Source organism: Spirillospora sp. NPDC052269 (assembly GCF_040679435.1).
GTDB lineage: Bacteria > Actinomycetota > Actinomycetes > Streptosporangiales > Streptosporangiaceae > Spirillospora.
The window spans coordinates 397,721-409,498 of sequence record NZ_JBFAUU010000005.1 but is presented as its reverse complement, the minus strand read 5'-3'; the positions used below and the strand labels follow the sequence as shown (position 1 = coordinate 409,498).

Sequence of the window (11,778 nt, the reverse complement as noted above, 5' to 3'; positions counted from 1 at the left end):
GCGATCTCAGGAGGGATCCGATGAGACTCACCCTGCCGGTGATCCTGTCGGCGACGTTCATGGCCTCGTTCGACTACATGGTCGTGAACGTGGCCGCGCCGTCGCTGCAACGCGACCTGCACGCCGGGTCCGCCGCGCTGGAGCTGGTGATCGGCGGCTACGCGTTCACGTACGCGGCCGGGCTCGTGACCGGCGGACGGCTCGGCGACCTGTTCGGGCACCGCCGGATGTTCGCGCTCGGCATGGCCGCGTTCACGCTGGCGTCGCTGCTGTGCGGGATCGCGCCGGACGCCGGGACGCTGGTCGCGGCGCGGCTGCTCCAGGGCCTCACGGCGGCCGCGATGGTCCCGCAGGTGCTCGCGCTGATCAGCGCGTCGTTCGCGGCGGACGAGCGGGCGCGGGCGATGGCCTGGTTCGGGGTCGTCATGGGGCTCGGCGGCGTCTGCGGGCAGGTGTTCGGCGGCCTGCTGCTCCAGGCCGACCTGTTCGGCCTCGGCTGGCGGACGATCTTCCTCGTGAACGTGCCGGTCGGTGTCCCGGCGGCGCTGCTCGCGACCCGCGTCCTCCCCCGCGCCGAGGCCCGGGCGACGCCGCGGCTGGACGTGGCCGGCGTGCTCGGCGTCTCGGCCGGACTCGGGCTGGCGCTGGTCCCGCTGGTGCTGGGGCGCGAGGAGGGCTGGCCGCTGTGGACCTGGCTGTCGCTGGGCGCGAGCGTCCCGGTGCTGGCCGCGACGCTGCTCTGGGAGCGCCGGACGGCCGAACCGGTCGTGGACCTCGCGCTCTTCCGCGCCCGCTCGTTCACCGTCGGGTCCGCGCTCAACGTCGCGTTCATGATGTCGTTCGGCAGCCTGATGCTGGTGAACACCCTGCTGCTCCAGTACGGCTTCGGGCAGAGTCCCGTCCGGGCCGGGCTGACGTTCGGGCCGCTCGCGCTCGCGACGATGGCGGCGTCCCTCGGCGGACGGCGGCTGGTGGCGCGGTTCGGCTACCGGGTGCTCACGGTGGGCTGCGTGATCACCGCGTTCGGCATCGCGGGGATCGAGGTGGCCCTGTACGGCGGCGGCGGGCCGGCGTCCCTGCTCGCTCCGCTGACGCTGCTCGGCCTCGGCAGCGGACTGACGCTTCCGAGCGTGATCGGCGCGGTGCTGGCCGGGGTGCGGCCGGAGCGGGCCGGGGCCGCGTCCGGGCTGCTCACGACGTTCCAGCAGTTCGCCGCGGCCATCGGCGTCGCCGTGTTCGGCGCGGTGTTCTTCACACTGGCCGGACGGCACGGCCTGGTCGGGGCGGCGCGCCTCACCCTGCTGGGAGACCTGGCGCTCACGCTGGCGACCGTCCCCCTGTCCCTGCTGCTCCCCCGGACGGCGCGCCGGGTGGGGACAACGGAACGCCGGTCCGAGGTTCGTGTCCTGGACCGGCGTGTGTGAGGGGTGAAGGGGGGTTACAGGGGCGGCAGCATCCAGAGGAAGGCCGGGATGATGACCGCCAACGGGATCGCGACGGTGGCGGCGACGCGGATGCGGCGGGGCTGGGGCTCGGGACGCATCAGCCGGTTCACCCGGGCCAGGACCGGGAGGTCGTCCGCCGCCGCGACGCCGAGGGTGCCGGACGGCGCGGCCGCCGGACGGGCCGCCGCGAAACGCAGAAGCGCCGTCGCCAGCTCCTTCGCGGGGCGGTGACGGCGGGCCCGGTCGTCGGCGGCCATCTCGATGAGCAGCTCTACCGCGTCCAGACATCGTCCGACGAGGCGAAAGTGCGGGAACACCTGGCGCAGCGAGTAGAAGGGCAGCAGCACCAGGTCGTGCCGTTCGCGCGCGTGCGCGCGCTCGTGCGCGAGGACGGCCGCCAGCTCCCGGTCGTCGAGCAGCTCCAGCGTCCCGGCGCTCACCACGACCTTGGACGACCGGACGCCCGGAACGCAGTACGCGGCCGCTCCCGGGTGGTCCAGGACCAGCGCGTCGGGGGCGGCCGAGTCGCCGCGGGCGACCAGCGCGAGCAGGGCGCGGTGCCGGCGGCGGGCGCGCACCACGCGGACGACCGCGGTGGCGAGCATGGTGAGCAGCACGAAGGTCAGCGCCACGGCGGCGAGCAGCGCGGCCATGTGGACCACGTCGAGCCGTGCGGCGTTGTCGCCCACCAGACCGGGCACCCCGTGCACGATGCCCTGCCCGTACGGGAGCAGGGCCACGCTCAGCAGCGCGCCGATCGTGGCGATGCCCCAGCCGAGGCCGAGGGCCTGCCACAGTCCGATCGCGATGCGGGGGGTGCGCCACGTCCAGCGAGCCTTCGACAGCCCGTGCGCGCCGAGGACGGTCAGGAGCGCGACCGCCGCGAGCAGGGCCGGGCCGGTCATGCCGGTGGCTCCAGGGTGATCTCTTCGAGGGCCTGGCGGAGGACGTCGATCTCGTCCTGCGACACCGACCGGACGAAGTACGCCAGCGCGGCGTCGCGGTCGCCGGTCTCGTTCAGCGCGCCCAGCATGAGCTCGGTCACATATCCCTCCCTGCTCGCACTCGGACGGTACCGCCACGCGCGACCGTCCCGCTCACGATCAAGGAATCCCTTCTTGGCCAGGCGGTCCAGCACGGTCATGACCGTGGTGTGCGCCAGGTCGCGCTGGTCGGCCAGCGCGCGGCTCACATCGCGGGCGGTGGCGGGGGCCACACCGGCCTCCTCGCGCGCCCAGCAGACCTCCATGACGGTGCGTTCAAGCTCTCCCAGACCCTTCACGCCGTCCACTGTAAGCGACGGGTGAGACAGATCACCACGCGGGGTAGTACTACCCAGTCAAGTACTACGCCTCGTAGTACTACAGTCAGTCGACGTGAGTGCCCTCCCGCTCACGTCCGCCGACCCCCGGGTGGTGACCCCTCCGATGACGCACGCCGACATCGCCTCCGCGCTGATCCTGGCCGGACTCTCGGCCTACCTGCTGTTCGGCGGGGCCGACTTCGGGGCCGGGATCTGGCACCTGCTCTCCCGCGAGCGGATCGGCGATCAGAGGGTCATCGAGCGGGCCATGGGCCCCCTGTGGGAGGCACATCACCTCTGGCTGGCCCTCGTCCTGCTGCTGTCCTGGACGGCGTTCCCGGCGCTCTTCGCCGATGTCGTGACCGCGTACCGGCTCCCACTGGGGCTCGCCGGACTCGGCCTCCTCGCCCGCGGCGGCGCGTCCGTGTTCGCCCAGGTCGCGCCCGGCCGGTTCCGGCTCGAGTCCCTCCTGGAGGCGCTGTCGCTGCTCACGCCCTACTTCCTGGGCGCGGTCGCGGCGGCCGTCGTCACCGGGGAGCCGAGCTGGATGAGCGTGTCCGGGGTGTACGGCGGCGCGCTGACCACGTCGCTGTGCGCCTACCTCGCCGCCGTCCGGCTGATCTGGGACGCCCGGCGGGTCGGCGACCAGGACGTCCTCCTGCACTTCCAGGGCTACGCGATCGTCTCCGGCGTCACGATCGGGCTGTTCGCGATCCCGGGCGCGCTGGCGCTCGGCGTCGGCTCGCCGCTGATCCTGGTGTCGGCGCTCGCCGGGCTGGCCTCGATCGTCCTGGTCGTCCGGCGGCGGTTCCGGGCCGTCCGGGTGACCGGCGCGCTCGCGGTGGTCAGCGTGCTGTGGGGCGCGGCGTCGATGGCCCATCTCGACCTGTCCGGGACGGTCGCCGGGAACGCCGTGCTGGACATGGTGTTCGCGGCGATCGGCGCGGGCGCGCTCGTCCTCGTCCCGTCGGCGGCCTGGGTGCTCGTCCAGCGGGGGTCCGCCGCCAGGGCGTGAGCGGTTCGCACCGGGCGCGGACTGCGCGGGCGGCTCAGACGAAGGAGCGGCCGGTGCGCATGCGGCGGCGGAAGTCCCACAGGTAGGCGTTGAACGGGAACCGGCGCACCGGCTTCGGCATCGTCCGGTTGGCGAGCGCGAGCGCCCGGACGGCCGCGTCGAACGCCCGCTGCTCCCGGGCCGTCCAGGTGAAGCCCAGCTCGTCGCGGAACTCCGGCGGCAGGAACCCGACCGTGAGGAGCCGGTTCGCCGGGCCGACGACCCGCTGGACGGACCGTGGCAGGAATCCCGCGTTCGCGATCCCGCGCAGGTAGGCGCGGGTCTCCGGGGTGCTGCTGAGCTTTCCGAGGCCGTCCCGCCAGTACTCCTCGAACGCCTCGCGGGTCTCGGGCCACATGTCGTCCGGCACCTGGAGGGTCGTCGCGAACCGGCGTCCGTGCCGGTAGAAGTCGGCGAGCGCCGCCTCGGACGGCTCGCCGTAGAAGCGGCGGTAGACGTCCTCCATGCCCCAGTAGATGCAGGCGGCGACCCAGAGCTGGAGCTCGCGGTCGAACGCGTTGTACCGGACGTCCGCGCCGGGCCCGCTGCGCACCCGGCGGTGCTGGCGGTTGATCTCCTCGCGGATCCAGGCGCGCTCGTGGTCACCGCCGATCATGGCGACGATCAGGTACGTGAGCGTGGTGCGGGTGCGCTTGACCGGGTGCCGGTCGATGCGTCCGGACTCGACCTCGGACTTCACGACGCCGAGCCCGACCGGCAGCCGGGACAGCTGCATGATCACGTTCGCGCCGCCCGCCGCCAGGGACGGTCCGCTCACCAGCTCCCGGACGACGGGCGGGATCGGCTCGACGGCGGCGCCGCCCCCGCGAGGGCCGGGGCCGGTGGGCAGCGGAACGGCGGGGGCACTGGTCACGGGAGCCTCACTTCGCACGGCGTCCGGCCGGCGATCCCGCCGGCGGGCGCCCGTCACGGATCGGCGGACCAGCCCAGAATGCCCGAAGTAAGAACTTACTTGCAAATGTCGGGAATCGCCCCGGAACCTCGGCGCGCGTCGGTCCCGGGAACGGATCAGCGGCCTACCAGGGTCCGTAGGGGCCCATGTTGGAGCCCCGGCCGCCGCGGCCCTTGAACTGCTTGACCGCCGGACGGACGTCGGCGAGGTAGACGGCGGCGGCGATGAACGCGGCCACCGGCAGGATCCCGAACAGCACCGCGACCGGCGAGGAGCCCTTGAGCGGCAGGACGGCCGCCGCGAGCCCCACCACGGCCGCGACGATCAGGATGATCATCCAGAGCTTCTTGCTCTGCTTGCTCGCCGCGGCGTAGGCGTTCGGCTGCACGGTCAGCGCGTCGATCAGCGCCCACGCCTCCATGACGAACGCGATGATCAGCAGGATCCAGAAGAAGTAGTCGAGCACACCGAAGCCGGTCACCGACATCAACGCTCCTGTCCGTTCCGGGCGACGCCGGGTGGGCGCCGCTTGTTCGGCGAGTGGAATCCCCACCCTATGCGGCCTGTCCAACCGGTACCCCGAACGACGAAGGGGCCCGGCCGGGTGTTCCCGGCCGGGCCCCTCGCCGATGTGGATCAGGAGCCGGACCCGCGGTCGGACGCGCCGGAGCGGGTCTACTCCCCGGTCGTCTTCTTCGTCCGGGGGGCCTTCGGCTTGGGCGCGTCCTTGTCCTGGTCGCCCGCGCCGACCTCGGCGACGGCGTCGAGCCCCTGGGCGACCTCGGTGGCGGCGCCCTGAACGACCTTCTTGCCGCGCTCGGCCAGGTCGTCCACGAAGCCCACGGCGCGGGTGCCGACGTGCGCCACGTACGCGACGGCCGCGCCCGGAAGGTCCTTGACCTCGACCTTCTCCTGGATCTTCCCGACGTTCTCGCGGGCCTCGCCGCGGTACTTGCCCACGTTCTCGCGGACCTGCCCGACGTTCTCGCGGACCTGGCCGCCGTACTTCGCGACCGTCTCGCGGACCTGCCCGCGGTACTTCCCGAGGTTCTCGCGGACCTCGCCGCCGTACCTGTCCAGGTTCTCCCGGACCTCGCCCCGGTACTTGCCGAGGTTCTCGCGGACCTCGCCCTGGTACTTGGCGGCCGTCTCGCGCGCCTTCCCGACCTGCTCGGGCGCCTCGCGGAGCTTGGCGACCGCGAGATCGCCCGCGCCGGCGACGGTGTGGACGACCTTGTTGTCTCGGAGGGTGTCGGCAAAAGTCATGGGACCTGTTCCCCTTCCTGTGCTGCGGGTGCCCGCTCGCCGTCCGCCTCGCGCGCGCCCGGTGGCGCGGCCTCGGGGACGACTCCGGCTGCTTCGTTCTCCTTGCGGAACGAGTCGTAGATGTCGAGCAACACCTGCTTCTGACGCTCCGTGAGGATCAGGTCGGTCCGTATCGCGGCCTGCACGTCGCTCTCGGCCTCGCGGGCCTCGAGGATGCCCGCCTGGACGTACAGCGCCTCGGCGGAGATCCGCAGCCCCTTCGCGATCTGCTGCAGGATCTCGGCGCTCGGCTTGCGCAGACCGCGTTCGATCTGGCTCAGGTACGGGTTGGAGATGCCCGAGACGTCCGCGAGCTGGCGAAGTGAGATCTTCGCCCGCGTGCGGTGCTCCCGGATGTACTCCCCGATGGAGCCGACCTTCGAACTCGCCATGCCCCCACCCTCCGTCACGGTGCTTGCAATTGCAAGCGGCTTGCTAGCACTTCCCCGGTGAGACTGCTCACAGCCTTCATGACCAGCGTCGTTGTCGCTCAATCCCGGCTCCCCGGCCACCCCGCGAGGATCATCTCGACCCCTGGAAGCAGGTCACTCGCGGTCGCGCCGTCCCCCGCGCGCTGCGACAGCCCCTGCAGGGTGATCGCGAACAGCTGGGCCACCGCGTCCGGGTCGGTGCCGTCCGGTAGCTCGCCGCGCCGGACGGCCTCGCGCGCCCGCCCGGCGAACGCCTCCACGTTCGCGTTGCGGATGTCGCGGAGGTACGCCTCGATCTCGGCGTCGCGCGGCGCGACGTTCGTCGCCGCCCGGATGACCAGGCAGCCCGCCGGGTGGGACGGGTCGGTGTAGATCCCGGCGGCGGCGCGCAGGGCCCGCGCGAGCCCGCGGTAGAGGGTGGCCTCCTCGTCGAGGGCGCGCCCGACGAAGTCCGCCCACTCCGTCCGCTGGTAGCTCTCGACGACCTCCCTGAACAGGGTCTTCTTGTCGCCGAACGCGGCGTAGAGGCTGGCCGGGCGGATGCCCATGGCCTCGGTCAGGTCACCGATGGACGTGGCCTCGTAGCCGCGCTCCCAGAACATCCGGGTGGCGGCCGCGAGGGCGGCGTCCCGGTCGAAGGCCCGGGGACGACCCCGGCGGGTCTCGGTCATGCCCCAATTATAGATCGACCGCTCAAGAATGTGTGCTAGATTCTTTCTTGAGCGATCATTCAACAAGTGAGAGGCGGTCGCATCATCATGGGCACGGGACGTCTGGTCGGAAAGTTCGCGCTGGTCACCGGTGGCAGCAGGGGCATCGGACGGGCCATCGCGCAGCGTCTGGCCGCGGACGGCGCGACCGTCGTCCTCACCTACGCACGGGATGCGGACTCGGCGGCCGACACGGTCACCCGGATCGAGAAGGACGGCGGGAAGGCCTTCGCGATCCAGGCCGAGGTCGGCGCGCACGGCGACGCCGAGCGCCTGTGGGCCGCCTACGACGAGGCCACCGGCGGCGCGCGCGTCGACGTCATCGTCAACAACGCGGGCATCGGACGCAGCGCCGACCTGGCGAACCTCACCGAGGACGGCTTCGACGAGGTCTTCGCGGTGAACGTCCGGGCGCCGTTCTTCATCGTCCAGCAGGCGCTGCCGCGGCTGAACGACGGCGGGCGCATCGTCAACGTGTCCAGCGGCCTGTCCCGGATCGCGATGCCCGAGATCATGGCCTACGGCGCGACCAAGGCCGCGCTGGACAACTTCACGATGAACCTGGCCGTGGAGCTCGGGCCGCGCGGCATCACGGTCAACTCGGTCCGCCCGGGGATCATCGACACCGACGTGAACGCGGCCTGGCTGCGCGGGAACCAGGAGGCCTGGGACGCGTCCGCGGCGATGGCGGCCCTCGGACGCGTCGGCGAGCCCGAGGACGTGGCGGACATCGTCGCGTTCCTCGCGTCCGACGACAGCCGCTGGGTGACCGGGTCCATCCTGGACGCGACCGGCGGCTCGAAGCTCTGACCCGCCGTTCGAAGCTCTGCCTGGCCGCCCGGCCCGAAGGCCCGGGCGGTCAGACGGTCAGGAGACGGCGCCGGGCGCGGCCGTCCAGGTGTTGCAGACGGACAGGTTCTGCGACCGGATGCCCCGGACGACCCACCCGGCGTAGTGCCTGCCGGAGCCGTGGTCGCGCTTGTCGGCGGGCTGGTTCTCGTCGCCGCGGCCCTGGACGTCCACGACCAGGGCCGAGTACTGATCCTGGTCCAGCGGCAGGGTGGTGCGGTTCGCGCCGAGGAACTCGCCCGCGAAGCACTGCGCCTGGAGTTCGATGCGGCGGCTGGCCTCGGCGCGGCCGAGCGGGTCGCTCTGGTCCATGAGGCGGTCGCCGTAGAGCAGGATGCCCGCCCGGTCCTGGACGTGGTGGCCGTACTCGTGGGCGATGACCCGCGCGAACACCGCGAAGTGCGCCACCGACTCCTCGCCCGAGGTCTCGATGACGTGCTTGAGGCCGACGTACATCGTGTTGTTGGACGGGCAGTAGAACGCCGACGCGCCAGGGGCGGGGTACTGGCCGCACGGGCTGCTGCCCGCGGAGAGCCAGAACACCCGGTTCGGCGGCGCGAACGACGTGCCGATCTTGCTGAACTGCGCCTTCCAGGTGGCGTCCAGGCAGTCGCTCAGCTGGTTCATGAACCGGCGCATCGAGTCGGACGTCTGGTCCAGCGCGGGCAGGTGGCAGCTCACCGAGCTCAGCGCCCCGCTCGTGTACAGCTTGCTGTTCGTGGCGGTCGCGCGGGTCGCGCTCTGCGGCGAGCCGCCGCCACTGCCGCTGCCCCGGCCGGATGCGGTCATGCCGCCCCCGTCGGACTGCACCGTCGTGTGGTTGGACGACATCGCCGACAGGACGACGATCAGGACGAGGCCGAGCGCGGCGAAGCCGCCGATGATCCCGGCGACCGTCCCGCCCGCGCTGCGCCGCGGCGGACGGCGCGGAGGCGCGTACCGGTAGGCGATCTGGCCGCCCTGCGGGTAGGGCTGCGGCATTCCCCGGTACGGCGGCGGCGGTCCCTGCGGCGGCGGGGGCGGCGGCGCGCCGTAGGCCGGACGGGGCTGACCGCCGTACGGCTGCGCCGGCGGCGCGCCGTTCGGAGGCCCGCCGTAGGGCGGCCGCGAGGGCGGCGGACCGTACGGCGGTTGCCCCGGCCGTCCGGCCGGAGGGGGGTAATGACCAGCCATAGTGCAGAACTATACGGGCGGGACCGCTACGATTTGCCGCCATGTCGAGTCGCCTGCGGCCTTTGGTCGCCTCCCTGCCGCTCGCCGCGGTTCTGTCCGCCGGCCTGGCGCTTCCCGCGCAGGCCGCGAGCGGATCGACGCTGCGGGTGTCCGACCGCGTCGTCAGGGACGAGGCGGCGATCACCCTCGGCAAGGGCGGCGTCGCGCACGTCCGCGAGACGATCGTCTACCAGTTCACCAGCGCCGGGTTCGAGCGCACCTTCACGACCCGCGTGCACTCCAGCGTCACCCACGACCGGGTCTGGAAGATCGAGAACGTCAAGGCGTCCAGCCCGGACGGCGGGCCGACGAAGACCTCGGTCTCCTCGTCCGGGACGACCACCGAGGTGAAGCTCACCGGCGGCGCGGCGTCGGGGCAGCACTCGGTGGTGCTGGAGTACGACGTGCGCGGCGCGGTCAACCAGATGAAGGACGCCGAGGAGTTCCGCTGGACGGCGATCGGCGGCTGGAAGGTCCCCGTCGTCCAGGCGCGCGCCACGGTCGACGTGCCCGCCATGGTCCAGAACGTCAACTGCTTCGCGGGCGCCCTGGACAGCACGATCGGGTGCACGCAGTTCTACACGAACCACACGCACACGCAGGGCGTGTTCAGCCAGAGCCAGATGCTGTCGGACGACAACCTGACCGTCGTCGTCGGGCTCCCCGCCGGGGCGACCGGCGGCAAGGCGATCTCCGAGCGGCGGCACACCGCCGCGACCGCGTTCTCGGTGAACGGCGTCACCGCGTCCGCGCTGGGCGGGCTGCTCGTGCTGCTGGTCGGCGGCGTGCTCGCCCTCTACATGGTGCGCGGGCGGGACACCCGGGTGGTCGGCAAGCGGGCCGCCGAGGGCGACCACGGGCACGTCAGCGGCGAGGAGTTCGAGCCGCCGAACGGCGTCCGGCCCGGCCAGATCGGCACGCTGATCGACGAGCAGGCGGACGTGATCGACGTCACCGCGACCATCGTCGACCTGGCCGTCCGCGGCCACCTGCTGATCGAGGAGGACGACCGCGGCACCACCGGACGCCTCGACTGGACGCTGCGCCGGCTGCAGCGCCCCGGCGGCGACGCCGACCTGCTGCGGTACGAGCGGATCCTGCTCGGGGCGCTGTTCGACGGCCGGGAGACGGTCAAGCTGTCCTCGCTCGGCGGGACGTTCTCGACGCAGCTCCAGCGCGTCCGGTCGGCGATGTACGACGACGTGGTCGAGCAGGGCTGGTTCGCGCGCCGCCCGGACACCGTCCGATCCCGCTGGACGATCGCGGGCATGGGCGTCACCGGGCTCGGGATCATCGCGACCGTCGTCCTCGCCGTCACGACGGACCTGGCGCTGGTCGGCCTCGCGGCGATCGTCGCGGGCGCGGCGCTCGCCTACGGCGGCCAGTACATGCCCGCCAAGACCGCGCGCGGCTCGACCGTCCTGGCGCACACCATCGGGTTCCGCGCGTTCCTGGAGCGGGGCGCCCTGCCGGACGAGGGCATGCCATCCCAGCAGCGCATCGCCCTGTTCTCCCGGTTCCTGCCGTACGCGGTCGTCTTCGACGTCGTGGACCGCTGGGCCCGCACCGTCGAGGACGCGGGCGTCCGCGCCGAGGGCGCCGACAACCTCTACTGGTACGAGGGCCCGGCCGAGTGGGACCTGTCCCGGTTCGCCGAGTCCATGCGCACCTTCACCCTCGCCACGTCCGGCTCGATCTCCCAGTCGCGCGGCATGTGACGCCACCGGCGCTCCGAACGCCGAACGCCCCGTCCACCCGGAATCCCTCCGGTGGGCGGGGCGTTCTCGCGTCCGGACACCTCGGCCGAATGCCGTGTTCGGAGCATAGGTAAGATGTCTGACATCTGACCTTCCATGGAGGTGGCATGGCCCTCAACCCGGTCCCCACGGGCTCGACCGTGGACGCCGTGCTCGACCAGCTGCAGTCGGAGATCACCGGCGGCGGCTGGGAGGTGGGCGAGCGGCTGCCCGGGGAGCACCGGCTCGCGGGCGAGCTCGGGGTGAGCCGTCCGGCCGTCCGGGAGGCGATCCGCGCGCTCACCCACATCGGCGTGCTCGAGGTCCGCCGGGGCGACGGGACGTACGTGCGCAGCCGCGTCGACCCCCGGCCGATGCTGACCGGCGTGGCGCGCTCGACCCTGATCGACGTGTTCGAGGTGCAGCTCGCCTACGACGTCCAGGCCGCCCGGCTCGCCGCGCGCCGCCGCACCGCCGCCGACCTGGCCCGGCTGGAGGGCCTGCTCGCGGCGCGCGGCGCCGCGGCCGACGACCGCGAGTTCGGCGAGGCCGACGCCCGCTTCCACCTCGGCGTCGTCGAGGCCGCCAAGAACCCCCTGCTGGTCGAGGCCTACCGGTACTTCACCGGACGGCTCGGCGAGGCGATGGCCGCGCTGCGCGCCGACGTCGCGATCGCCGAGGCCAGCCAGGAGGCGCACCAGGCCGTGCTGGACGCCGTCACCGTCCGCGATCCCGAGGCGGCCGAGCGGGCCGTCCGGACGATCATCGAGCCCACCCTGGCCGAACTGGACGCGCTGGTCACCCCCGACACCCCCTAGGA

Annotated in this window: 13 protein-coding genes; 5 read left to right on the top strand and 8 right to left on the bottom strand. The window is 72.7% G+C overall.

All coding sequences use genetic code 11. From position 1 onward, the window contains the following. Nucleotides 1-20 precede the first annotated feature (20 nt). Nucleotides 21-1,424 carry an MFS transporter gene (locus AB0L06_RS13325; RefSeq protein ID WP_500231215.1) on the top strand — a complete coding sequence of 468 codons (1,404 nt, stop codon included), beginning with the start codon at nt 21-23 and terminating at the stop codon, nt 1,422-1,424. A gap of 14 nt (nt 1,425-1,438) precedes the next feature. Here AB0L06_RS13325 and AB0L06_RS13320 read toward each other — a convergent pair whose 3' ends face one another. Beyond that, the gene (locus AB0L06_RS13320; RefSeq protein WP_500231214.1) at nt 1,439-2,350 is read right to left on the bottom strand and encodes a M56 family metallopeptidase; all 912 of its coding nucleotides are present in this window, start codon (nt 2,348-2,350) and stop codon (nt 1,439-1,441) included. Continuing rightward, nucleotides 2,347-2,727, bottom strand: coding sequence for a BlaI/MecI/CopY family transcriptional regulator (locus AB0L06_RS13315; RefSeq protein WP_500231213.1), 381 nt, complete (start codon nt 2,725-2,727; stop codon nt 2,347-2,349). Before AB0L06_RS13315 ends, AB0L06_RS13320 begins: the two co-directional genes overlap by 4 nt. A gap of 94 nt (nt 2,728-2,821) precedes the next feature. Here AB0L06_RS13315 and AB0L06_RS13310 point away from each other — a divergent pair, with 94 nt between their 5' ends. Then, nucleotides 2,822-3,763, top strand: coding sequence for a cytochrome d ubiquinol oxidase subunit II (locus AB0L06_RS13310; protein WP_500231212.1), 942 nt, complete (start codon nt 2,822-2,824; stop codon nt 3,761-3,763). A 34-nt stretch (nt 3,764-3,797) separates the two neighbouring features. Here AB0L06_RS13310 and AB0L06_RS13305 read toward each other — a convergent pair whose 3' ends face one another. The 5 genes from AB0L06_RS13305 to AB0L06_RS13285 all read right to left on the bottom strand — a co-directional run bounded on the left by AB0L06_RS13305 (nt 3,798) and on the right by AB0L06_RS13285 (nt 7,122). Continuing rightward, entirely contained in the window at nt 3,798-4,676 is an 879-nt protein-coding gene (locus AB0L06_RS13305) for an oxygenase MpaB family protein (protein WP_500231211.1), read from the bottom strand. A gap of 163 nt (nt 4,677-4,839) precedes the next feature. Continuing rightward, nucleotides 4,840-5,202, bottom strand: a complete 363-nt coding sequence (locus AB0L06_RS13300; RefSeq protein ID WP_500231210.1) for a DUF2516 family protein — start codon at nt 5,200-5,202, stop codon at nt 4,840-4,842. A gap of 188 nt (nt 5,203-5,390) precedes the next feature. Continuing rightward, nucleotides 5,391-5,981, bottom strand: a complete 591-nt coding sequence (locus AB0L06_RS13295) for a hypothetical protein (RefSeq protein WP_500231209.1) — start codon at nt 5,979-5,981, stop codon at nt 5,391-5,393. After that, nucleotides 5,978-6,412: a helix-turn-helix domain-containing protein gene (locus AB0L06_RS13290; RefSeq protein WP_500231208.1), complete on the bottom strand. Its 435-nt coding sequence runs from the start codon at nt 6,410-6,412 to the stop codon at nt 5,978-5,980. The genes AB0L06_RS13295 and AB0L06_RS13290 overlap by 4 nt, the downstream gene beginning before the upstream one ends. A 98-nt stretch (nt 6,413-6,510) precedes the next feature. Beyond that, nucleotides 6,511-7,122, bottom strand: coding sequence for a TetR/AcrR family transcriptional regulator (locus AB0L06_RS13285; RefSeq protein WP_500231207.1), 612 nt, complete (start codon nt 7,120-7,122; stop codon nt 6,511-6,513). 66 nt (nt 7,123-7,188) lie between these two features. Here AB0L06_RS13285 and AB0L06_RS13280 point away from each other — a divergent pair, with 66 nt between their 5' ends. Further along, a complete protein-coding gene (locus tag AB0L06_RS13280; RefSeq protein ID WP_500231206.1) occupies nt 7,189-7,971 on the top strand; it encodes an SDR family NAD(P)-dependent oxidoreductase in 783 nt (260 codons plus the stop codon). Between the two features lie 57 nt (nt 7,972-8,028). Here AB0L06_RS13280 and AB0L06_RS13275 read toward each other — a convergent pair whose 3' ends face one another. Next, nucleotides 8,029-9,183 carry a neutral zinc metallopeptidase gene (locus AB0L06_RS13275; RefSeq protein ID WP_500231205.1) on the bottom strand — a complete coding sequence of 385 codons (1,155 nt, stop codon included), beginning with the start codon at nt 9,181-9,183 and terminating at the stop codon, nt 8,029-8,031. A gap of 41 nt (nt 9,184-9,224) precedes the next feature. On the opposite strand from AB0L06_RS13275, the gene AB0L06_RS13270 reads away from it, so the two are divergent. Continuing rightward, entirely contained in the window at nt 9,225-10,940 is a 1,716-nt protein-coding gene (locus AB0L06_RS13270) for a DUF2207 domain-containing protein (RefSeq protein WP_500231204.1), read from the top strand. A gap of 146 nt (nt 10,941-11,086) precedes the next feature. Continuing rightward, nucleotides 11,087-11,776, top strand: a complete 690-nt coding sequence (locus tag AB0L06_RS13265; RefSeq protein ID WP_500231203.1) for a FadR/GntR family transcriptional regulator — start codon at nt 11,087-11,089, stop codon at nt 11,774-11,776. Nucleotides 11,777-11,778 lie beyond the last annotated feature (2 nt).